Genomic DNA, 20,457 nt, shown 5'->3' on the forward strand with positions numbered 1-20,457 from the left:
GTCGGGCCGCGGTTCCGGCGCGGCCCGACAGCGCTGCCTGCTTCCGGATTCAGCTTTCGGAAGATCCGCTCAGAAGCCCACAAAGCTCCTGATAGCAGTGAAGCTCAGCCAGACGGCCGGCTCAGTCGTTGAGCCCGGCCTCGTACGCCTGAACGCAGACCCATGAGGCGCCGGCGCCTCCGGCGAAGCCCGCACCGAAGGCGACCAGGGTCGGGGTGGCCTGGACGGGTGCCATGGCTGCGAACTCACCCGGTACCCCGTCCGTCAGCTGCTCCGGCGTGACGGCGACGACACTTTCGACAATTCTGCTCATTACATTCTCCCGTTTTAGTTGATCAGCCGTTACGGCTGCCGGCGACGTACGCACCGGCCACGACTGCGGCACCGGCCACGGCGCCACCGACGTACCAGGTGGTGGCCACGGCGGCGGGCGTAGCCAGGACCGGCTCCGGGGATTCGTCCCGGTAGCCCTGCTCTATCGAACCCAACTGTTGGGTGTTCATGAATTCTGCGATCTCCGCCACGATTCACTCCCTATTGCAGTTTTTGCGCCGGCCGGCAGGGCGTGCGAGAACGTGCAGAATCCGCGAAACAGGAAATGTAGATGCAAGCAGCACTCGACGATTCCCCACTTGCCACGCAATGCGCGGAACATTGCGTGGTGCCCCCTGTCAGTTGGCGCTGGTCAAATACCTAGCCTCGCGAGATCAACAATAAGGTTCTTTACCCTTAGCAAATCAAGTCTTTACCTACGTGATGAACGTCACACTGGCGCCGCGATCGGAGGTGGCGCACTTTCACGCCGCCCAACATTCGCAGATAGCGCTGAAATTTAAGCCCGTGAACTCTGGTGTGAATCGCATTTATGCGCTAACGGAGCTGGAAGGGTTTGAATCGGAACTATCGATTCCGGATCGGGCTTGGCTCGGTGCCCATGATCCGGTTTCCGATCTCTACTGCCCGCCCAATGCGTCCGGGCGATGCCGTAGGAATGCGGCTCCACTTCCACCTGCCGTGGAGGAGACCATCCAACGGTGAGGGACCATCACCGGTCCCGCATTCCACTGACGCTCCGGAACTCGCCGACCGACGCACCGCATCGACGCTGTTTGATCCGAAATGGTTTGGGTTCGGGGTCGTTTGTGGTGTGTGAGCGGTCTGGTGGGGGACGCGCGGCATTTGTCGCCGTCGGCGCAGGAGGCCGTGCGGTTGCGGGCGGTGGCCGCATTGGTGGCGGGCCGGGGGCCGTGAGGACGTGGGGGCCATGAGGACGTGGTGGCGGTGTTCGGGGTGTCGCTGTAGGCCTGCATGACCCCTCCGTGCGTCCTTGCGTCACCAGTCCCCCGTCGCGGCCCGCCGCCATCAATCGAGAAAAGGCCAGTTCAGCGACCTGAAGAAGCGGCCTAAAGAGAAGATCTCCTCAGGTCACTGACCCGGCCCATTACTTGGAGACCATTTGGAGACCAAGAAGGCCTGCCCGGGCGGCCCCCAAAATCGGTTGCCGCCCCCCACCGCCCCCTGCTGCACTACCCCTACGCCCCGACCCGTCAAGGAGACGCAATGCGCCGTTTGTCCATGTCCAACCAGAAGGGAATTGCCATCAACCCAGAGGACATGACACTCAGTGCATACGTCGAGCACGTCCAACACCCTGAATTTGGGGATCCTGGCGCATGTTGACGCCGGTAAGACCAGCCTGACCGAGCGGCTTCTGCATGCCGCCGGGGTCATCGACGAGGTCGGTCGCGTCGATGCGGGAAACACCCAGACCGATTCACTGGCCCTGGAACGGCAGCGCGGAATCACGATCAAATCCGCCGTCGTGTCCTTCGCCGTCGACGACGTCACCGTCAATCTCATCGACACACCCGGCCACCCGGACTTCATCGCCGAGGTGGAACGGGTGCTGAGCGTGCTCGACGGCGCCGTACTCGTCATTTCCGCGGTCGAAGGCGTCCAGGCCCAGACCCGCGTACTCATGCGGACGCTGCGGCGGCTGCGCATTCCCACGCTCGTCTTCGTGAACAAGATCGACCGACGCGGCGCGCGCCACGAGGATCTGTTGCGCGGCATCGCGGAGCGGCTTGTCCCGGAGACCTCTGACATCGTGCCCATGGGGACGGTCCGCGGCCTCGGCGGGCGCGACGGGACCTTCGTGCCCTTCGCCGCCGGCGACCCCGCCTTCACCGCCCGCCTCGTCGACGTACTCGCCGCGCACGACGACGCGCTTCTCTCCGCGTACGTCGAGGACGAGACGGGCCTCTCCTACCACCGGCTGCGCGCCGAACTCGGCACGCAGACCGCGCAGGCCCTGGTCCACCCGGTGTTCTTCGGCTCGGCCGCGACCGGCGCGGGCGTCGGCGAACTCATGGCGGGCATCCGGGAGTTGCTGCCCTCCGAGGACGGTGGCCCGCGCGCCGACGATCCCGTGTCCGGCACCGTCTTCAAGGTCGAGCGCGGTGACGCCGGGGAGAAAGTCGCGTACGTACGGATGTTCGCGGGGACGGTCCGCACGCGGGACCGGCTGCCGTTCGGCGGCGGGCGCGAGGGCAAGGTCACCGCGGTCAGCGTCTTCGACCGCGGGTCCGCCGTCTCCCGCGAGGGCGTCGGTGCGGGGCAGATCGGGAAGCTGTGGGGGCTCGCCGACATCCGGATCGGCGATGTCATCGGCGTCCCGGACGCCGACGGGAGAATGCGCGCGGCCGGCCGTCACCACTTCTCGCCGCCCACCCTGGAGACCGTCGTCGTCCCCGACCGCCCCGGTGACAGAGGCGCGCTGCATCTCGCGCTCGCCCAGCTCGCCGAGCAGGACCCGCTGATCAATCTGCGGCAGGACGATCTCCGCCAGGAGGTGTACGTATCGCTGTACGGCGAGGTCCAGAAGGAAGTCATCCAGGCGACTCTCCTCGATGAGTACGGCATTGCCGTCGCGTTCCGCGAGACCACCACCATCTGCGTGGAGCGCGTGACCGGAAGCGGGTCCGCGTACGAAATCATCGACAAGGACGACAACCCCTTCCTGGCCACCGTCGGGCTGCGCGTGGACCCCGGACCGCCGGATTCCGGCGTGGAGTTCCGCCTGGAGATCGAGCTCGGTTCGATGCCGTACGCGTTCTTCCGGGCCGTCGAGGAGACCGTGCGGGAGACGCTGCTCCAGGGGGTCCACGGGTGGGAGGTCAGTGACTGTGTCGTCACCATGACGCACTCCGGTTACTGGCCGCGCCAGAGCCACGCGCACGGCACCTTCGACAAGAGCATGTCGAGCACGGCCGGGGACTTCCGGCAGCTGACCCCGCTGGTCCTGCTGAGCGCGCTGCGCCGTGCGGGCACCGAGGTGCACGAGCCGCTGCACCACTTCTGGCTCAGCGTCCCGGACGACGTGTTCGGCGCACTCCTGCCCGCGCTCTCACGGCTGCGGGCGGTGCCGCACACCCAGCGGGCGCACGGCACCTCGTACGTCGTCGAGGGCGAGATCCCCGCCGCCCGCGTGCACGAGCTCGAACAGCTGCTGCCCTCGCTGACGCGAGGCGAAGGAGAGCTGGAGTCCGCCTTCGAGCGGTACAGGCCGGTCCGGGGCGAGGCTCCGGACCGGCCGCGCACCGACCGCAATCCGCTCTGCCGCAAGGAGTATCTGCGGGAGGTGGCGGGTGTCAGGCGCTGAGCCCGCGTCAGGCGCGGAGCCCGGGTCAGGCGCGGAGCCCGGGTCAGGCGCGGAGCCCGCGTCAGGCGCGGAACGGAGGCAGGCCGAGGGCGCGCATGCGGGCGGGGTCGACGAGGATGTTGAGCTCGACGATCCTGCCGTTCGAGATCGTGAACTCCATGACCGAGACGACCTCGCCGTCCGGCACTCCGACCGCGCCGATACGGCCGTTGATGAACGCGAGCTCGGTGGTCGGCGCCCCCTTCGAGAACATCGCCGCCTGCCCGGCCACCACGGTCGCGCCACGCACCAACTTCGAAAGCCCGGAGGTCAGTTCGCCGGTGTCGGCCCGCAGCACCACATCCGGGTCGAGCAGTTCGAGCAGCGCGTCGAAGTCGCCGCCCCGCGCGGCGGCGAGGAAGGCGCCGACGACCTCGCGCTGGCGTGCGGGGTCGTTGTCGGGCGTGGGCGCCGACCCCTGCACCCGGCGGCGAGCCCTGCTCGCCAACTGCCGGGTCGCGGCCGGGGTGCGCTCCACGATGGGGGCGATCTCGTCGAAGGGCACGGCGAACATGTCGTGCAGCACGAAGGCGAGGCGTTCGGCGGGCGCAAGCGCCTCAAGCACGACGAGGAGCGCGAGACCGACCGAGTCGGCGAGCAGCACCTCCTGCTCGGGGTCGACCACGTCTCCCCAGCTCACCACCGGGTCCGGCACATGCGTGTCCATCGAGAACGACAGGGAGTCCTCGCGCCGCGACTGCCGCGTACGCAGCATGTCGAGACAGATCCGGCCGACGACGGTCGTCAGCCAGCCCCCCAGATTCGCCACCTCACCGGTGTCGGAGCGGCTGAGCCGGAACCAGGACTCCTGGACCGCGTCTTCGGACTCGCTGAGCGAGCCGAGCATGCGATAGGCGACGGCCTTCAGATGCGGGCGGTGCTCCTCGAAGCGGGCCGCCAGCACATCGTCCCGGCCCACCGCTGTCTCGTTCCGGCCCAGTGCTGTCTTGTTCCGGCCCACCGCTGCTCCGTTGTCGTCCATCTGTCACATTCCCCCGTCGTGATCCGTCGTAGAAGTGACGCGTGTTCCAGCGCACTTGGAGGAGAACAGTAATGAATCTGTACGCCATACCCGCCGCCCGCATCCCCGCCCGCACCCCCGCCCGCACCCACGAGGGACAGAGCGCATGAGCACGGAGACGACAGGACCCCGCGCGCCGGAACAGCGCAAGCAGGACACCCTGCGCCGCCTCGCCGACGACATCGACGCGTGGGTGGCGACGGCCGACGCCGCGAGCGGGACCCCGTACCTGATCCCGCTGTCCTTCCTCTGGGACGGCGAGAGCCTGCTGGTGGCCACCCCGGACGCGAGCGTGACCGGCCGCAATCTCCGGGCGACCGGCAAGGCGCGGGTCGGCGTCGGGCCGACCCGCGACCTCGTCCTCATCGAAGGGGCCGTACGCGCCCTGGGCGAGGGCGAGTTGACTCACGAGGCCTGTGACGCCTTCGCCGAGAAGACGGCCTTCGACCCGCGCAAGCTCGCCACCGCGTACACCTACTTCCGCATCACCCCGCAGCGGCTCCAGGCCTGGCGCGAGGCCGACGAGCTGGAGGGGCGGGAGTTGATGCTCGGCGGGCGGTGGACCGTTCGGTGAGGCTGCCGGGGCTTGCGCCTCAGCCCCGGTCGAGGACCGGGGCCAGGGCCTCCTGTAGGTCGTCGGGCCCCGTGTAGTGGAGCCCGATCATGCCAAGGGCGACCGCCGCGTCCACATTCTCCTTGCGGTCGTCCACGAACAGGCAGCGCTCGGCGGGGACCCCTGCCCGCTCCACGGCGATCTCGTAGATCCGGCGGTCCGGCTTGACGATGCCGACGCCCGCGCTGCTGACCACGGTGTGCGCGAGGTCGGCGATGCCGAGCTGGGCCAGGTCGTCGTCGAGCCAGGGGGTAGCGTTCGTCACGAGTGCCACATGCAGGTGCGCGCGGGCCCGCCGGAGCAGGTCGACGACGGTGGCGTCGGCCGAGAACTTCGCCTCGGCGAGTGCGGTGCCAAGGGCGTGCCCGCGCTCGTACGGCACGCGGTCCGCGAGGCCGCGCGCGATCGCCGCCACCCACTCCTCCTTGCCGCTGCGCCCGAGCATCAGCGGCTGATCGGTCTCGGGCGCGAAGGCGATCTCGGCGGTGCTGCCGTGCGGGAGACCGGCGGCTCGCTCCATCTCCGACATGTCGTAGAAGCGGATCACGCCGTCGAGGTCGGAGAGGACGGCGTCGAACGGCATCGGTGGCAGGGCGTGGCGGACGCGGGAGGCTTCGCCGCTCTGTGTGGGCGATCCGTCGTACGTCATCGGAGATCCCCCTCGATGACATCGCGGCCCCGCGCGGTGAGCCGCTCCGCCAGGGTCCCGCCCCCGTCGAGCACGCACCGCACGTACGCGTCCCGCTCATGCGCAAGACCGGCTCGTCCCGGCCGCAGCCGCCCGGGCGCCTGGGCGCTGCGCGCGTGACAGCCGTCGGCGAGGGGCAGCAGCTGCCCGGCGCCGACGGCCGACGGAAGATCGTCAAGCTCGGTCATGTCCATGAGCCCATGATGCAGATGTCCGCTGCTGCTTGTGACGCGGGTGTGCGCTGCGGCTTGTGATGCGGGTGCGCTGCCGCTCGTGTGCGGTGTGCGGTGTGCGCTGCCGCCCTCGCCGGGGATACCCGCTGCTTCTCTCCCCCGGGATGCCCGCTGCTTCTCTCCGAGCACCTGCTTCACATTGGCCCGACGTCGGCGGTCGCCGTGGCCAGTCCCTTCTTGGTCCGGTCGGTGTCGCCGCCATGGTTGTTCCGCATCAGCCCTTCAGCCGGGCGGCCCAAGGGTGTGGCCCGTACGTCGTCTCAACAGCCCTTTCCAGCCACGCACGTTGGGCCGGGGACAGCACAGAGAGCAGCGCGTCGAAGTCCCGCTCGTCCTTCGGGCGGGGCGACTTCGCCTTGTAGAGAAGCTGGATCTCCGGCGCCAGGCGGGGGATGCCGTCCGGGCCTGCCAGGCCGATCTCCGCGATGGGCCGCCGCACCCGCCGGTCGCGGTGCGACACCCAGACAACCCCCTCATACTCCCCGGACTCCCCGGGCTCCTCGGCCTCCTCCAGCATGATCTGAAGGCGCCACGGCTCCCCCTCTCCGGGCCTGCACCAGATGTCGTGCACATCGGACGGCAGCACCTCCCCCGGCAGCCACCGCCGCAGCGTCCCCGGCGGATCGGCGGCCCACCACTCCCATGACGGCAGCGCCTCCTGCGCGGCGAGCTGATCGCGGCGCAGCAGAGATACGTCGATGTCCGCGTGCTCCCGGAAGGCGTGACCGACGGCCATCTCCACCGCGTATCCACCGGCGATCCACCATGGGACGCGCAACTGAGCGAACAAGGCGGCGACTTCAGCAGGCGTGGCCGGTTCCCACGGCCCCCACGGGGTCTCCGTACGCATCGCGCTCATGCCCTCAGCGCCGTGTCCACCAAGGAACGCACCTCGTCCTCCGAGAGCCCCAGCTCCAGCGCGTCGGCGACGAACACTCGTACCTTCTCCCCCAGTTGGGCCCGCGCCTGTGCCGCCGCGCCGTCCACGACGGTCGCACCACGCCCCCGCCGGAGCTCGATCAGACCCTCTTCGCGCAGCCGCTGGTAACCACGCAGCACCGTATGGACGTTGACCCCGAGGGAGTCGGCCAGCATGCGCGCTGCGGGCAGCCGCTCGCCCGGCCGCACCGAGCCGTCGGCGACCGCGCGGCGCGCGCAAGCGGCGATCTGGTCGGCGAGGGGCACCGACGACGTCGCGTCGATCCGGAACAGCATGCTGTCAGCGCCGCCCTTCCTGGGGAGGAGCCTCGCGGTCCACCAGCGCGTTGAGGAGCGCGGCGGCCGTTGCGGAGTCCTCTACGGTGACGGCGAAGTCGTTGCCGTTCGCCCGCCGCACGACCAGCGCCTCGCCCGAGCGCATGATGACGCCGGAGCGTCCGGGGGCGATGCGGTAACCCCAGCCCCCGTAGTCCGCGAAGGCGCTGATCTGCCGGCTGTCCGCGCTCTCTATGCGGTCAAGGCGCAGCCGGATGCGCGGCCACGGCACCAGACCGGGTGACACCGTGAGCCCGCGCCGGTCCACGGTGACGCAGGCCCGCGCGAAGGCGGCGATCAGGAGTCCGGGGACGAACAGGGACAGCGGCGCCAGCCAGCCGTCATCCGTCATCCACAGGGTGACGATGCCCACGACCGCCATCGCGATGCCCATCCCGCTCAGCACCCAGGAGCCCGTCCGCCGCACCCACCCGGCGGTCTCGTCGCGCCCCAAGTCGATCCGCTCGGCGCCTACTTGACCGTCCGCACCGAGCGGCGAACGCGTATCGGGCAGCGGCACGCACCGCGAGAGCGCCGCCCCCACGCCCGCCGCGAGCACGGCGATCCCGGCAGCGACGGCGAGGTGCCACAGAGGGAACACGGCCGCCGCGCCGTCGGCGGTGCCCCGGTTGGCCACGAGGCTCGCACCCATCGTCCAGGCCAGGAACGCGGAGGTCGCGTACACACCGGCGAGCAGCCCCCGCAGCCCGCGCCGATAAGTGGCGAAGTCGCTCCTCAGCACGAGGAAGACACCGACCGCGCCGAGCACGACGAACATCCCGACGAGCATCGCGAGGAACCCGCCGTGCCCGACATAGCCGTCCGCTTCCCCGTCACCGCCGAAGTGCCGGGCCAGCCGATCGGGCAGTTGATCACGAACGGTCACGTACACGGCCAGGTCGGCGGCGAGGCCGAGTACGAAGGGGAGCGCGGCGAGCAGCGCGACACGGGCGACCCCGGGGTCACGGATGTCACGGGCGCCACGACGGAATGAGCGAGCAGCCATTGCCATGAAAACCTCCATTGTTTGCATCCTAGTAGAACAATGGAGCCGCACGGAAGCACACGGGAGCACGCGGAAGCACATCGACTCGTTCCTTGCGCCTCAGTCGTCGTCGGAGCGCGCCGGTGCCGGTGCCGACTCGGGATCTTCGCTCTCTTCGCGCTCTATGCGCTCTTCCCGTTCCGCGGGTTCATCAACGCACGCGTCGCACTGCGGGTTGCGGCACGGGCGGGGGACCCACACAGGGACGAACACCCCAAGTATCTTGCGCCGTTTGATGGCCGTACCGACAGGCCGCCCACAGCTCGCGCACACCGGCTCGCTCTGCGGGCGGGGGCCGGACCGGCGCCCATCGCTGCCCATGCGGCGAGAATATGGCGAGCGGCGCGGGCCGGATAGCCCAGCGGTCAGCGCTTTCGGCGATACGTCCGTACGACGACGCCGTTCCCGAAGACCCGGGACGCTTCCAGCGTGAACTCGCTGATCACGCTCTCCGTGCCCGTCCCCGTCCCCGAACCCGTGTCCACGTCCACGTCCGCGCCGAACATCGGCATGCCGGTTCCCAGAAGCACCGGGTACGTCTTGATGACCAGCTCGTCGACCTCGTCCCGCAGCTCCCCCGCGATCTTCGATCCACCGCACAGCCAGATGTCGAACTCGCTGTTCTCCTGCTTGAGTTCGCGAATCTTGCCGACCACATCGCCGGGGATGATCTCGACGTTCGGGTCGGGCGACTTGTCGAGGGTGCTGGACGCCACGTACTCGCGCAGGTGACCGTACGGACTCGTGATGTCGGCGTCCAGGGCGAGCCGGTAGCTGCCCCGGCCCTGGACGACCGTGTCGAAGTGCTTGTTCTCCACGCCTTCGAGACCGAGCATCCGGCGGGCCTCGGTCGGCAGGGTCTCCGGGTATTCCGTCTTGAGGAACTCCAGGAACTCCTCGTCCACGAACGGCATGAAGGATGCCCCGTCACCGCTCCTGTCACCGATGAAGCCGTCGATCGACACGGCGACGAAGTAGCTGAGCTTGCGCAAGGGGTCTCCTGACTCGGACTGTCTCTTGATGTTCGCGGGGGCGAAACCGCCACGTCAGCCCCCGGGAGGCCGCGCCACTCCCCCGGAAGAGGAGCAACCGCCGCGTCAGACCCGGCGGATGCCCTCCGTGTCGAGCTCCCCCGTCACCACCTGCTGCGCGCACTCCGCGAGCCGCAGCCGGTTCGCCCGCGCATGCCGCCGCAGCGCCGCGAAAGCGTCGTCGACCGTGCACTTCCACCGCTCGGCGAGCACACCCTTCGCCTGCTCGATGGCGATCCGGCTGGTGAGGGCCTCCTGCAACTGTCCGCGCTCCACCTCGCTGCGCTCCAGGGAACGCCGCTGGAGTATCGCGATCGTGGCGACATCCGCGAGTGCCTGCGCGAGCGCGATGTCGTCGGGGCCGAGGAACTGAGGCTTCGCCTGGAACAGATTCAGCGTGCCGAGGATCTGATCGCCCTGCTGCAGGGGGAGCACCTGCGTCATCTCGTAGCCTGCCGCCAGGGCGCGCGCCGCGAACTGCGGCCAGGCGGTGGTCGCTTCGAGGCCGCTGAGGGCGATGTTCGTATGCGCTGTGCCGGAGTGGTAGCAGTCCAGGCACGGTCCCTGTTCCTGCTGCAGAGCGAACAGATCGAGCACCCAGGCGTGCTCGCCGGACGCGGCGACGAGCCGCAACTCGCCCTGCGGGTCCGCGAGCAGGACGCCCGCCGACGAGACGCCGAGCAGTTCCACACAGCGAACGGCCAGGCTCTGTAAAAATTCGGCTACGTCGAAATCGCCGTTCAAGGAGTCGGCCACTTCCACGAACGCCTCCGCCAGGAGTCGTTCGCGGGATGTCTCGCCGGGCATTTCACGGGTCAGTTCGTGGGACATGAGGTCGCCCCCTCATTGTGTCTGCTGACAACACAGCGATGCTGCGACAACTTTATGCGATCTGACTGGTGTCGACACAGTCCGTGACGAAAAGCCGGGGCTCCCGCCACATCGGCCACAGGGGCGGGCCGTCGGGCAGCTCTATGGCGTCCCCGGTGACCGTGAATCCGAGCCGCGTGTACAGCTCGCGGCTGCGGCTGTTGCTCGCCTCCAGATAGGCGTGCAGCCCCTCTCGGTCGCACCGTTCGAGCACGGCTTCGATCAGCGCGGAGCCGAGCCCCTCGCCCTGCCGCTCGGGTCTCACACCGATCATGTGCAGATACTGGTGGGCCCTGTCGGTCGGGTGCGCCTCACCGGTCAGCCGGCCGATCTCCTCGATCCGCGCGTTGTCCGGGTCGACGGCCTCGCGGAGCTGCGCGGGCCCTTCTTCCCCGTCCCCGTCCTCGTCCTCACCCGCGGGGACGGACCACCACAGCGCGACGGCCGTACCGTCCTCCGCGATGTCGACGAAACCCTGGCTCAGCGCGAGGTCGAGGAAGGCCTCCATGAGAGCGCCGTGCTTGCGGCGGCGGTACCCCTCGTCGGGGAAGACCCAGCTGCTCACCGGATCGTCCAGGAACGCCTCGTCGAGCAACCGGACCACATCCGCCCTGTCGCTCTCCCCGGCCCTCCGGATCGCTACGCCCACGGCCTGCCCCTTTGCCCCTCGATCACGCTCAACTGCGTGCGCCGACCCACCGTTTGCCTCGCAGCAGCCTAGGCGATCGGGCTCGGACACACGGGCGAGCCCCGCACCCTGACCGGATCTCGGCTGAGTGCGGAGCGCGTCGGCCCTGTGCGACCGTCCAGTTCAGCCCGTCTTGTTCAGGTCAATCCCTTCTCCGCTCCTTCAGGGCGTACATCCGCTTACATCCGGTTACCTCCGCTTACATCTGCGCACGTCCTTGTCCCCACACGTCTTCGTACGCACCCGTACATCCCCTGCGTTCAGTGCGTACGCCGCGTCACGAACTCCGCGAGCACCAGCAGGCCGCCCGCCTCCTCCGGGACCGGCACCGCGCGGGAGAGCTGGTTGAGCGCGCGGGACATCCGGTCGGCCGCGTGCATCAGCGCCCAGTCCCTGCCGCCCGCCGCCTCGACCGCGTGCGCCATGCGTTCCAGGTCGCCGTCCTTCTCGGGCTCGGTCGGCGGCCGTCCGTACAGCTCGGCGAGTTCGGCGGCGGCCGGGGTACCGGAGGCCAGTGCCGCGACCACCGGCAGGGATTTCTTGCGGGCCGCGAGGTCGGCGCGGGCGGGCTTGCCGGTGTGCCCCGGATCGCCCCAGATGCCGATCACATCGTCTATGAGCTGGAAGGCGAGGCCCGCCTCACGGCCGAACCCGTCGAGCGCCTCCACCTCGCTCCACCCCGCGCCCGCGTACAGCGCCCCCAGCGCACAGGCGCAGCCGAGCAGCGCCCCCGTCTTGGCCTCGGCCATGGCGAGGCACTCGTCGAGCGTGACCTCGTCGGGCTCACGCCGTTCGAGGGCGCAGTCCGCCTGCTGGCCCGCGCAGAGCTCCACCACGCAGGCGGCGAGCCGGGTGGCCGCCGCAGGCGCCCCAGGGTGCGGGTCCTCGGCGAGCAGCTGCTGCGCGAGCGCCTGGAGGGCGTCACCGGCCAGGATCGCGTCGGGTTCGCCGAACACGGTCCATGCGGTGGGCCGGTGCCTGCGGGTGGTGTCGCGGTCGATGACGTCGTCGTGCAGCAGGGTGAAGTTGTGGGTCAGCTCCACTGCCGCGGCGGCCCGGACGGCCATGGCCTGCTCCCCGCCGAGCGCCCGCACCGCGGCGAGCACCAGCGCGGGCCTGATCGCCTTGCCCGCATTCCCGGCCGCCGGTGCGCCGTCCGCGTGTTCCCATCCGAAGTGGTAGCGCGCGATGCGGCGCATGGCTCGGGGCAGCGAGTCGATCGCCCGGCGCAGCTCGGGGTCGACGCACAGCCGCACCGACGTCAGGATCTCCGCCGCTTCGGACGCTTCGTACCCTTCGTGGCTCCCGTGCTCTTCGTACTCCTCGTGCCCCTCGTGCTCTTTGATGGGCCCCTGTTCGGCGGGGCCCCGCGCCATCTGCGTCATCTCCGTCGTGTCCGTCGTCGTGTCCGTCATGGACTCACCCCGGGGAGGATCCGGACGGTGGCGTTTCCTGGGCCTGCGGGCGCGTACGGAAAGGGTCTACCCGGCGGCGCGCCCACAGACACCGCCTCACTGCCAGCGGCCGATCTCGACGTTCTCCAGGACGCCCAGCGCGTCCGGCACAAGCACTGCCGCGGAGTAGTAGGTCGACACGAGGTACGAGATGATCGCCTGCTCGCTGATCCCCATGAAGCGCACGGACAGGCTCGGCTCGATCTCGTCCGGGATGCCGGTCTGGTGCAGGCCCACGACGCCCTGCTCCTCCTCGCCCGTACGCATGCAGATGATCGAGGTCGTGCGGGCCTCGGTGACCGGGATCTTGTTGCACGGGAAGATCGGCACCCCACGCCAGGTGGGGATGCGGTTGCCTCCCATGTCGATGGTCTCCGGCACGAGCCCGCGCTTGTTGAGCTCGCGGCCGAACGCGGAGATCGCGCGCGGATGGGCCAGGAAGAGCTTCGATCCCCGTCGGCGGCTGAGCAGCTCGTCCATGTCGTCCGGGCTCGGCACGCCGTCGTGCGGCTGCAGCCGTTGCTCGTACTCGCAGTTGTTCAGCAGCCCGAACTCGCTGTTGTTGATCAGCTCGTGCTCCTGGCGCTCCTTGAGCGCCTCGACCGTCAGCCGCAATTGCTGCTCGGTCTGGTTCATCGGCTGGTTGTAGAGATCGGCCACGCGCGTGTGGACGCGCAGAACGGTCTGGGCGACGCTCAGTTCGTACTCTCGCGGCGCGGCGTCGTAGTCGACGTATGTGCCCGGCAGCACGGCTTCGCCGACGTGTCCGGCGGAGAGGTCGATGGGCGCCTCACCGAACTTGTTCATCCGCTGAGCGGGGATGGACCGCAGCCGCTGCAGATGTTCGCGCAGCGAGTCCGTGCGCTCCGCGACCTGCTCCAGGTCCTGGCGGGGCAGGGTGAGCACGGTGCACGCGGTCACCGCGCGCGTCGTGTACTCCCAGATGGCCTCCGGGTCGAGCAGTGCCTGCTCGCCGAAGTAGGAGCCGTCGGCGAGAGTGCCGAGAACCGTGTCGTCTCCGTAGGGACCGGTGCCGATCTTCTCGACCCTGCCGTGCGCGAGCAGGAACACCTCGTCGGCCTGGCTGCCGAACGAGGTGATGACCGAGCCCGCGGCGAACTCCCGCTGCTGACAGCGCTGGGCCAGCTCCCCGAGGACCTCGGTGTCCCCGTACTCCCGCAGGACCGGCAGTTCGCCGAGCTCCGCGGGGATGACCTGCACACGGTCTCCGGTCTTCACGAACGTCACCCGGCCGTCGCCGACCGAGTAACTCAACCTCCGGTTCACTCGATACGTACCGCCCTGCACCTGCACCCATGGCAGCGTCCGCAGGAGCCAGCGGGAGCTGATCTCCTGCATCTGCGGCGCGGACTTGGTGGTGGTGGCCAGATTCCGTGCGGCTGATGTGCCCAAGCTCTGTTGCGGCTCGGCCTGCTCCGCACGGACCTCTTCGCCTACCGACATTGGCAATGCCCTCCCGATCAAGCGCTGGTCTGCGCCGACAACACTTCCAGCACGGAGAGTGCGGGCGCCATTACACAAACGAGCGGGAATGGATCACGCGAGACGGGGAACTCACCCGCGTACCAGGAGCGGAGGTCCCGGCGACGGGGAACTCCAAGATCCGTGCACCCGTTGAACAGGACACAACGACCGGTAGCCTCTGTACCGATATGCACCAATCCGCACCAATCCGTAGGAGACGGCAATGGCAGGCTTCCTGGATCGCGCCAAGGAACAGGCGCAGCGCGGACTCAACCAGGGCAAGCAGAAGATCGACGAGGTCCAGGCGCAGCGCACGGGCGGCGATCTCCTGAAGAAGCTGGGCGCGGCGTATTACGCGCAGCAGCACGGCACGGGCACCCCCCTGGACACCCAGCAGGCCCTCCAGGCGCTGGAGGCACACATCGCGACGAACGGCGACGCGTTCCTGCACGGCGGCGATCAGCGCGGCTGACCCCCTTCGACTCGCACGGTGCCCGAACAGCCGTGGAATAGTTCCAAACGGCTGGTCCGGGCACCGTGGTTCGGGGTAAAAGCGGTCGTACGAGATGGTCCGCGACCGGCGGCCGTCGTCCTCCGCAAAGGAGTCGGCCATGGCCCCACCCATGTCCGCGGGCAGCTTCCTCGACGCGCTCAAGGACGAAGGTGTGACAGTCGTCGAAGTCGGCGACTGGCAGCACCACAACCGCAACCACAAGGGGCCGTGGGGTCCAGTGCACGGCGTAATGATCCACCACACGGTCACATCGGGCAGCGCGCGGACAGTGGAGATCTGCCGCGACGGGCACCCCTCACTGCCCGGTCCGCTCTGTCACGGTGTCATCACCAAGGACGGCCGCGTCCACCTCGTCGGGTACGGCCGCGCCAACCACGCGGGCCTCGGCGACGACGACGTCCTGCGCGCGGTCATCGCCGAGAAGGCGCTCCCGCACGACAACGAATCGAATACCGACGGAAACCGCCACTTCTACGGCTTCGAGTGCGAGAACCTCGGCGACGGCGAGGATCCCTGGCCCGCGGCACAGCTGGAAGCGATCGAGAAGGTCTCGGCGGCCATCTGCCGCCACCACGGCTGGACCCAGCGCTCCGTGGTCGGCCACCTGGAATGGCAGCCGGGCAAGGTGGACCCCAAGGGCTTCACCATGAAATCCATGCGGGCGCGCATCGAGGAGCGCCTCAAGTAGGCAGACCGCGGCCGTGCCCGCCTGCGCGGTGCCGGGCAGAATGGCGGGGTGAGCACCACCCCGCCGATCAGCCCGCGCCCGCGGCTCCCGTCCCCGCTCCAAGAGCTCCAGGACGACCGGTTCACGCGGCACGGCGTCACTCTCGCCCTCAAGCGGGACGACCTGATCCACCCGGACCTCCCGGGCAACAAGTACCGCAAGCTCTTCCTGAACCTGGACGCCGCCGTCACAGCCGGCCACGAAGCCCTGCTGACCTTCGGCGGCGCCTACTCCAACCACCTCAGGGCGACCGCCGCGGCGGGCCGCCTCCTCGGCATGGACACCATCGGCATGGTCCGCGGCGACGAACTCTCGAAGCGCCCCCTGAACCCGTCACTGGCGCAATGCGCGGCCGACGGGATGCGCCTGCACTTCATCGACCGGTCGACCTACCGCAGGAAGACCGACCCGGAGGTCCTGGCCGCCCTCGTGCACGAGGCGGGCGCCAGGAACCCCTACGTCATCCCCGAAGGGGGCAGCAACTCCCTGGCCGTACAGGGCTGCACGGCCCTGGGTGAGGAGTTGCGCGGCCATACCGACACAGCGGCCGTGGCCTGCGGAACCGGCGGCACCCTTGCCGGAATGGCCGGGGGCCTCGCCCCGGGCCAGCGCGCGCTCGGCATACCCGTACTCAAGGGCGGCTTCCTCGGCCGCGAGATACAGGCGCTGCAACAGCAGACCTTCGGCGCCCCCACCGCCAACTGGCACCTGGACGAACGCTTCCACTTCGGCGGGTACGCCCGTACGACTCCCGAACTCACCGCGTTCGCAAACGACTTCGAGGACCGGCACGGCCTCTCCGTGGAGCGCGTCTACGTGGCCAAGCTCCTCTACGCGCTGACGGCCCTCTCCGAAGAGGGCACGTTCGCCCCCGGGACCAAGGTCACGGCCGTGATCACCGCGACGGACCCCGCGACCCCCACGGCTCATTCCTCTCAGTCCTCGACCTCCCGGTAGGCCGCCGCCTCCTCCAGGTCCAGCTTCCGCAGCAGGGTCCGCATCATCTCGTCGTCGATGCGCCGCTCGTCCCGCATCTTCACGAACACCTCCCGCTCCGCGGCGATCGCCTCCCTGGCGAGCCTGCGGTACGTGTCGTCCGCGGACTCCCCCGTCACCGGGTTGGACTGACCGAGCCTCTCCCACACGGAGTTGCGGCGCCGCTCCAGGACGGTCCGCAGACGGTCCTGGAGGGGCTGTGGGAGGCGATTGCGCTCGTCCTCCATGAGTTCGTCCACCCGCCGCTCCGCGGCCTGCGAGGCGGCGTTCTGCGCCTGCGCCTCCGCGAGCGTCTCCGCCTGCGTGTCCCGCCCCGGCAGCTTCAGGACCCGGATCAGCCACGGCAGCGAGAGCCCCTGCACGACCAGCGTGCCGATCACGGTGGTGAAGGTCAGGAACAGGACGAGGTTGCGTGCGGGAAACGGCTCCCCGTCGTCCATGACGAGCGGGATCGAGAAGGCGATCGCCAGCGACACCACACCGCGCATCCCGGCCCAGCTGACGACCAGCGGCCGCCGCCAGTCCATGACGTGCTCCCGCTCCTTGATGCGCTTCGACAGCATCCGCGGCAGATAGGTGGCCGGATACGACCACACGAAGCGCGCGAGCACGACGAAGAAGAAGACTCCCAGGGCGTACCAGGCGGCCTGTATGCCGCTGTACTCGCCGAGCCCCCTGAGCACGAGCGGCAGTTGCAGGCCGATGAGCGCGAAGACCGCCGACTCCAGGATGAACGCGACGACCTTCCACACGGCGGCCTCCTGGAGCCGTGTCTCGAAGTCGACCTCCCAGGAGCGGTGTCCGAGGAACAGGGCGACGACGACCACGGCGAGCACTCCAGAGGCGCCGACCTGCTCGGCGGCCGCGTACGCGACGAAGGGGATCAGCAAGGAGAGGGTGTTCTGCAGCATCGCCTCCTTCAAGTGCCGGCGCAGCCAGTGGAGCGGCACCATGAGGATCAGCCCGACACCGACCCCGCCGACCGCGGCCATCAGGAACTCCCTGATCCCGCCCGCCCAGCTCGCACCCTCGCCGACCGCCGCCGCGAGGGCGACCTTGTAGGCGGTGATCGCGGTCGCGTCGTTCACCAGCGACTCGCCCTGCAGGATCGTGGTGATCCGCGAAGGCAGCCCCACCTTGCGCGCGATGGCCGTGGCCGCCACCGCGTCCGGCGGCGCGATCACCGCGCCGAGGACCAGCGCGGCGGTCAGCGGCAGATCGGGGATCAGCAGATACGCGAGCCAGCCGACGGCGACGGTCGCGAACAGCGTGTACCCGACCGAGAGCAGCGCCACGGGCCTGAGGTTGGCGCGCAGATCGAGGTACGAGCTCTCCAGGGCCGCGGTGTGCAGCAGGGGCGGCAGGATCAGCGGCAGCACGATGTGCGGGTCCAGGTGGTAGTCCGGGACTCCGGGCACGTACGCGGCGACGAGTCCCACCGCGACGAGCAGCAGTGGCGCGGGCACCGGCGTCCGGCGCGCGGCTCCGGCCACCGCCGCACTCGCCGCGATCAGCGCCACCAGGGGCAGTACGTCCATGGGTCAGACCCTCCGCGATACGCGTTCCCGTCGTAACCTGGCAATCATGGATGAGTGCCCGCATGTGGCAACGCTGCCGCACCCTGAGCCCGCCCCGCTGAGCGAGACCTGCCTGGAGTGCCTCGCCGTCGGCAGTCACCCGGTGCAACTGCGACTCTGCCTGGACTGCGGGCATGTGGGCTGCTGCGATTCTTCGCCTTTCCGACACGCGACGGCGCACTTCGAGGCCGCGGGACACGCGGTGATGAGGACCTTCGAACCGGGCGAGAGCTGGCGTTGGTGCTTCGTGGACGGTTCGATCGTCTGAGGCCTGGGTACGTCAACCCGACGCCCGTACTCTCCAATTGGGACCGCGCGACCCCTAGCCACTCTCCGTACCCTTAGGCTTACTATGAGTGACAGCAACGGAGCGGGGTCCCCGGGACACGGAACTGGGGAGCGCGGTAGCGTCACCGCAGAACTACGTGGTGCGTTACCCGTGTGACGCAGTCCGGACCGCCGCCCGACGGCGGACCTGGAGCCCCGAAAGTGCTTGTACCACCTTGGAGGTGAGGGTGTCCCAGATCGCAGGCGAGCCCGGGAATCAGGACTTCGTCGAGGTCCGCCTTCCGGCTGCGGGTGCCTACCTGTCGGTGCTGCGTACGGCCACGGCCGGTCTCGCGGCGCGTTTGGACTTCACTCTCGACGAGATCGAGGACCTCCGCATCGCGGTCGACGAGGCCTGCGCGATCCTGCTCCAGCAGGCCGTGCCCGGTTCGGTGCTCAGCTGCGTCTTCCGGCTCGTCGACGACTCCCTGGAGGTGACCGTCTCGGCGCCGACCACCGACGGCCGGGCCCCGGAGCGGGACACGTTCGCCTGGACCGTGCTGTCCGCTCTGGCGGGTCAGGTCGACTCCACCGTCGCCGAGGACAAGACCGTCTCGATCAGCCTCTACAAGAAGCGCGGCGCGGGACCCGGGCCGGCGTGAGGGACGGGGAGGGGCCGGTGCGGAACGAAGAGCGCGGCACACGAGGTCTGCCCGGCGGGCGGGGCGATACGCCGATACGGCCGACGAGGGGGCGCGAGGCTCCGGCGGAGCCGGTGCTCACGGGCATCCCCGAGCAGCAGGCCAGGCCGCACCCGGAGGATCCGGAGCAGCCGGGTCCGTCGACTGTGGCTGACGCGTCGGAGCAGGCAGAGCCGACCGCTCAGAAGGAGCGCGCAAAGCCCTCCTTCCGGGGCGGCGCGCAACGGGCGGGATACATGAGCGAACACGGTGAGCAGCAGCACACCCGGCATAATCCGCAGGACCGCAGCGGTGCACGCGCGATGTTCATCGAGCTGCGCGAGCTGGAGGGCGGCAGCCCCGAGTACGCGGAGCTGCGCAACAAGCTGGTCCGCATGCACCTGCCGCTCGTCGAGCACCTGGCCCGCCGCTTCCGCAACCGCGGCGAGCCCCTTGACGACCTGACGCAGGTCGCCACCATCGGCCTGATCAAGTCCGTGGACCGCTTCGACCCGGAGCGCGGCGTGGAGTTCTCCACGTACGCGACACCCACGGTCGTCGGCGAGATCAAGCGGCACTTCCGCGACAAGGGCTGGGCGGTCCGGGTACCGCGGCGCCTCCAGGAGCTCCGGCTCGCCCTGACCACGGCGACCGCCGAGCTGTCCCAGCTGCACGGCCGCTCGCCCACGGTGCACGAGCTCGCCCAGAAGCTGGCCATCTCCGAAGAGGAGGTCCTGGAGGGCCTGGAGTCGGCCAACGCGTACTCCACGCTGTCCCTGGACGTCCCGGACACGGACGACGAGTCCCCGGCGGTCGCGGACACCCTCGGCTCGGAGGACGAGGCACTTGAGGGCGTCGAGTACAGGGAATCCCTCAAACCGCTCCTGGAAGACCTTCCACCACGCGAGAAGCGCATCCTGCTGCTGCGGTTCTTCGGCAACATGACGCAGTCGCAGATCGCCCAGGAAGTCGGCATCTCCCAGATGCACGTCTCCCGGCTCCTCGCCCGCACACTCGCGCAGCTGCGCGAGAAGCTCCTCGTCGAGGAGTGACGAAGGAGCAGGCCGCCCCTCCGGGCCTGCTCCTTCGGGACGTCTCGTGCGGGACGGCTACTTCACGTCGTCCTGTGCGTTCCCCGGCCCCCGGATGCCGAGGGCCTCGGTCGTGGCGGGATTGACCAGCAGGACGAGCGCGGCCACCGCCACGACGGCGAGCGCGATGCCGGCCGGGATGGCCATGCTGTCGGCCTGCAGCAGCTGCCACGCCACCGGAAGCGCCATGATCTGCGTGATGATGGCGGGCCCCCGGCTCCAGCTGCGGCGGCGCAGGAGACCGCGCGCGGCGAGCAGGGGCAGGAGCGCGAGGACGATCAGCGTGATGCCGCCCGTCGTGGCCTGTTCCGGGTTGTCGGGGTCCCCCGCGAGGCCCATCACGAGCATGTAGACACCCGCCGCGATGAGTGCGACGCCCTCCAGCGCGGCGAGCGCCGCGGCGGCCGTCAGACGTCCGGGACGCGGGCCGGATTCCGGGGCTTGTGGGGTGGAGTTCCGCTCAGTGCTCACCCTTGCAGGGTAGCTGTGCGTGTCCACGCTCCGGGCCCCGGTCCGCCCCCTC

23 protein-coding genes are annotated in these 20,457 nt (G+C 69.4%); 8 read left to right on the top strand and 15 right to left on the bottom strand.

All coding sequences use genetic code 11. The annotated features are described in order from the left end of the window. Nucleotides 1–121: 121 nt before the first annotated feature. The gene (locus tag ACFQ7F_RS29655) at nucleotides 122–313 is read right to left on the bottom strand and encodes a hypothetical protein (protein WP_383276645.1); all 192 of its coding nucleotides are present in this window, start codon (nucleotides 311–313) and stop codon (nucleotides 122–124) included. A 22-nt stretch (nucleotides 314–335) separates the two neighbouring features. After that, on the bottom strand, nucleotides 336–524 hold the full coding sequence (locus ACFQ7F_RS29660) for a hypothetical protein (RefSeq protein ID WP_383276648.1): 189 nt from the start codon (nucleotides 522–524) through the stop codon (nucleotides 336–338). Between the two features lie 1,100 nt (nucleotides 525–1,624). Between ACFQ7F_RS29660 and ACFQ7F_RS29665 the strand changes: the two genes are divergently transcribed. Beyond that, nucleotides 1,625–3,661, top strand: coding sequence for a GTP-binding protein (locus ACFQ7F_RS29665; RefSeq protein ID WP_383276651.1), 2,037 nt, complete (start codon nucleotides 1,625–1,627; stop codon nucleotides 3,659–3,661). A gap of 61 nt (nucleotides 3,662–3,722) precedes the next feature. On the opposite strand, the gene ACFQ7F_RS29670 is transcribed toward ACFQ7F_RS29665, so the two are convergent. Then, nucleotides 3,723–4,619, bottom strand: coding sequence for a sigma-70 family RNA polymerase sigma factor (locus tag ACFQ7F_RS29670; protein ID WP_383276732.1), 897 nt, complete (start codon nucleotides 4,617–4,619; stop codon nucleotides 3,723–3,725). 208 nt (nucleotides 4,620–4,827) lie between these two features. Between ACFQ7F_RS29670 and ACFQ7F_RS29675 the strand changes: the two genes are divergently transcribed. Continuing rightward, the gene (locus ACFQ7F_RS29675) at nucleotides 4,828–5,295 is read left to right on the top strand and encodes a pyridoxamine 5'-phosphate oxidase family protein (RefSeq protein WP_383276654.1); all 468 of its coding nucleotides are present in this window, start codon (nucleotides 4,828–4,830) and stop codon (nucleotides 5,293–5,295) included. Nucleotides 5,296–5,314: 19 nt separating this feature from the next. Here ACFQ7F_RS29675 and ACFQ7F_RS29680 read toward each other — a convergent pair whose 3' ends face one another. From ACFQ7F_RS29680 to ACFQ7F_RS29725, 10 genes are all read right to left on the bottom strand, one after another. Further along, on the bottom strand, nucleotides 5,315–5,917 hold the full coding sequence (locus ACFQ7F_RS29680) for an HAD-IA family hydrolase (protein WP_383276735.1): 603 nt from the start codon (nucleotides 5,915–5,917) through the stop codon (nucleotides 5,315–5,317). Nucleotides 5,918–5,979: 62 nt separating this feature from the next. Further along, nucleotides 5,980–6,216, bottom strand: coding sequence for a hypothetical protein (locus tag ACFQ7F_RS29685; RefSeq protein WP_383276657.1), 237 nt, complete (start codon nucleotides 6,214–6,216; stop codon nucleotides 5,980–5,982). A 253-nt stretch (nucleotides 6,217–6,469) separates the two neighbouring features. Then, the gene (locus tag ACFQ7F_RS29690; RefSeq protein WP_383276738.1) at nucleotides 6,470–7,105 is read right to left on the bottom strand and encodes a nucleotidyltransferase domain-containing protein; all 636 of its coding nucleotides are present in this window, start codon (nucleotides 7,103–7,105) and stop codon (nucleotides 6,470–6,472) included. Nucleotides 7,106–7,110: 5 nt separating this feature from the next. Then, on the bottom strand, nucleotides 7,111–7,470 hold the full coding sequence (locus ACFQ7F_RS29695; protein ID WP_383276660.1) for a GntR family transcriptional regulator: 360 nt from the start codon (nucleotides 7,468–7,470) through the stop codon (nucleotides 7,111–7,113). A gap of 4 nt (nucleotides 7,471–7,474) precedes the next feature. After that, the gene (locus ACFQ7F_RS29700) at nucleotides 7,475–8,521 is read right to left on the bottom strand and encodes a DUF1648 domain-containing protein (protein ID WP_383276663.1); all 1,047 of its coding nucleotides are present in this window, start codon (nucleotides 8,519–8,521) and stop codon (nucleotides 7,475–7,477) included. 398 nt (nucleotides 8,522–8,919) lie between these two features. Continuing rightward, nucleotides 8,920–9,546 (bottom strand): dihydrofolate reductase family protein, encoded by a 627-nt coding sequence (locus ACFQ7F_RS29705; protein WP_383276666.1) that lies wholly within the window; start codon nucleotides 9,544–9,546, stop codon nucleotides 8,920–8,922. Between the two features lie 105 nt (nucleotides 9,547–9,651). Further along, nucleotides 9,652–10,416: an ANTAR domain-containing protein gene (locus ACFQ7F_RS29710; protein ID WP_383276669.1), complete on the bottom strand. Its 765-nt coding sequence runs from the start codon at nucleotides 10,414–10,416 to the stop codon at nucleotides 9,652–9,654. 52 nt (nucleotides 10,417–10,468) lie between these two features. Continuing rightward, nucleotides 10,469–11,104: a GNAT family N-acetyltransferase gene (locus ACFQ7F_RS29715; RefSeq protein ID WP_383276672.1), complete on the bottom strand. Its 636-nt coding sequence runs from the start codon at nucleotides 11,102–11,104 to the stop codon at nucleotides 10,469–10,471. A 299-nt stretch (nucleotides 11,105–11,403) separates the two neighbouring features. Next, nucleotides 11,404–12,558, bottom strand: a complete 1,155-nt coding sequence (locus ACFQ7F_RS29720; RefSeq protein WP_383276675.1) for a family 2 encapsulin nanocompartment cargo protein polyprenyl transferase — start codon at nucleotides 12,556–12,558, stop codon at nucleotides 11,404–11,406. Between the two features lie 96 nt (nucleotides 12,559–12,654). After that, a complete protein-coding gene (locus tag ACFQ7F_RS29725; protein ID WP_383276678.1) occupies nucleotides 12,655–14,061 on the bottom strand; it encodes a family 2B encapsulin nanocompartment shell protein in 1,407 nt (468 codons plus the stop codon). A 244-nt stretch (nucleotides 14,062–14,305) separates the two neighbouring features. On the opposite strand from ACFQ7F_RS29725, the gene ACFQ7F_RS29730 reads away from it, so the two are divergent. The 3 genes from ACFQ7F_RS29730 (at nucleotide 14,306) to ACFQ7F_RS29740 (ending at nucleotide 16,280) form a co-directional block, all read left to right on the top strand. Continuing rightward, a complete protein-coding gene (locus ACFQ7F_RS29730) occupies nucleotides 14,306–14,554 on the top strand; it encodes a hypothetical protein (RefSeq protein WP_383276681.1) in 249 nt (82 codons plus the stop codon). A gap of 139 nt (nucleotides 14,555–14,693) precedes the next feature. Then, on the top strand, nucleotides 14,694–15,284 hold the full coding sequence (locus ACFQ7F_RS29735; protein WP_383276684.1) for an N-acetylmuramoyl-L-alanine amidase: 591 nt from the start codon (nucleotides 14,694–14,696) through the stop codon (nucleotides 15,282–15,284). Between the two features lie 48 nt (nucleotides 15,285–15,332). Next, nucleotides 15,333–16,280, top strand: coding sequence for a 1-aminocyclopropane-1-carboxylate deaminase/D-cysteine desulfhydrase (locus tag ACFQ7F_RS29740; protein WP_383276687.1), 948 nt, complete (start codon nucleotides 15,333–15,335; stop codon nucleotides 16,278–16,280). Here ACFQ7F_RS29740 and ACFQ7F_RS29745 read toward each other — a convergent pair. After that, nucleotides 16,259–17,857 (bottom strand): Na+/H+ antiporter, encoded by a 1,599-nt coding sequence (locus tag ACFQ7F_RS29745; protein ID WP_383276690.1) that lies wholly within the window; start codon nucleotides 17,855–17,857, stop codon nucleotides 16,259–16,261. The genes ACFQ7F_RS29740 and ACFQ7F_RS29745 overlap by 22 nt on opposite strands. Nucleotides 17,858–17,903: 46 nt before the next feature. Here ACFQ7F_RS29745 and ACFQ7F_RS29750 point away from each other — a divergent pair, with 46 nt between their 5' ends. From ACFQ7F_RS29750 to ACFQ7F_RS29760, 3 genes are all read left to right on the top strand, one after another. Further along, the gene (locus ACFQ7F_RS29750; RefSeq protein ID WP_383276693.1) at nucleotides 17,904–18,164 is read left to right on the top strand and encodes a UBP-type zinc finger domain-containing protein; all 261 of its coding nucleotides are present in this window, start codon (nucleotides 17,904–17,906) and stop codon (nucleotides 18,162–18,164) included. A 247-nt stretch (nucleotides 18,165–18,411) separates the two neighbouring features. Then, nucleotides 18,412–18,825, top strand: a complete 414-nt coding sequence (locus tag ACFQ7F_RS29755) for an anti-sigma regulatory factor (RefSeq protein ID WP_356256223.1) — start codon at nucleotides 18,412–18,414, stop codon at nucleotides 18,823–18,825. Beyond that, a complete protein-coding gene (locus ACFQ7F_RS29760) occupies nucleotides 18,822–19,895 on the top strand; it encodes an RNA polymerase sigma factor SigF (RefSeq protein WP_383276697.1) in 1,074 nt (357 codons plus the stop codon). Before ACFQ7F_RS29755 ends, ACFQ7F_RS29760 begins: the two co-directional genes overlap by 4 nt. A 57-nt stretch (nucleotides 19,896–19,952) precedes the next feature. On the opposite strand, the gene ACFQ7F_RS29765 is transcribed toward ACFQ7F_RS29760, so the two are convergent. Further along, on the bottom strand, nucleotides 19,953–20,405 hold the full coding sequence (locus ACFQ7F_RS29765; RefSeq protein ID WP_383276700.1) for a hypothetical protein: 453 nt from the start codon (nucleotides 20,403–20,405) through the stop codon (nucleotides 19,953–19,955). Nucleotides 20,406–20,457: the final 52 nt, after the last annotated feature.

It is taken from the genome of Streptomyces sp. NPDC056486 (genome assembly GCF_042795295.1).
Classification (GTDB): Bacteria; Actinomycetota; Actinomycetes; order Streptomycetales; family Streptomycetaceae; genus Streptomyces.

Bases quoted from the DNA above. Each gene is read 5' to 3' on its own strand.
- ACFQ7F_RS29655 (WP_383276645.1), bottom strand. From the start codon at position 313: ATGAGCAGAATTGTCGAAAGTGTCGTCGCCGTCACGCCGGAGCAGCTG.
- ACFQ7F_RS29675 (WP_383276654.1), top strand. From the start codon at position 4,828: ATGAGCACGGAGACGACAGGACCCCGCGCGCCGGAACAGCGCAAGCAG.
- ACFQ7F_RS29680 (WP_383276735.1), bottom strand. From the start codon at position 5,917: ATGCCGTTCGACGCCGTCCTCTCCGACCTCGACGGCGTGATCCGCTTC.
- ACFQ7F_RS29685 (WP_383276657.1), bottom strand. From the start codon at position 6,216: ATGGACATGACCGAGCTTGACGATCTTCCGTCGGCCGTCGGCGCCGGG.
- ACFQ7F_RS29690 (WP_383276738.1), bottom strand. From the start codon at position 7,105: ATGCGTACGGAGACCCCGTGGGGGCCGTGGGAACCGGCCACGCCTGCT.
- ACFQ7F_RS29695 (WP_383276660.1), bottom strand. From the start codon at position 7,470: ATGCTGTTCCGGATCGACGCGACGTCGTCGGTGCCCCTCGCCGACCAG.
- ACFQ7F_RS29700 (WP_383276663.1), bottom strand. From the start codon at position 8,521: ATGGCAATGGCTGCTCGCTCATTCCGTCGTGGCGCCCGTGACATCCGT.
- ACFQ7F_RS29710 (WP_383276669.1), bottom strand. From the start codon at position 10,416: ATGTCCCACGAACTGACCCGTGAAATGCCCGGCGAGACATCCCGCGAA.
- ACFQ7F_RS29720 (WP_383276675.1), bottom strand. From the start codon at position 12,558: ATGACGGACACGACGACGGACACGACGGAGATGACGCAGATGGCGCGG.
- ACFQ7F_RS29725 (WP_383276678.1), bottom strand. From the start codon at position 14,061: ATGTCGGTAGGCGAAGAGGTCCGTGCGGAGCAGGCCGAGCCGCAACAG.
- ACFQ7F_RS29730 (WP_383276681.1), top strand. From the start codon at position 14,306: ATGGCAGGCTTCCTGGATCGCGCCAAGGAACAGGCGCAGCGCGGACTC.
- ACFQ7F_RS29735 (WP_383276684.1), top strand. From the start codon at position 14,694: ATGGCCCCACCCATGTCCGCGGGCAGCTTCCTCGACGCGCTCAAGGAC.
- ACFQ7F_RS29745 (WP_383276690.1), bottom strand. From the start codon at position 17,857: ATGGACGTACTGCCCCTGGTGGCGCTGATCGCGGCGAGTGCGGCGGTG.
- ACFQ7F_RS29750 (WP_383276693.1), top strand. From the start codon at position 17,904: ATGGATGAGTGCCCGCATGTGGCAACGCTGCCGCACCCTGAGCCCGCC.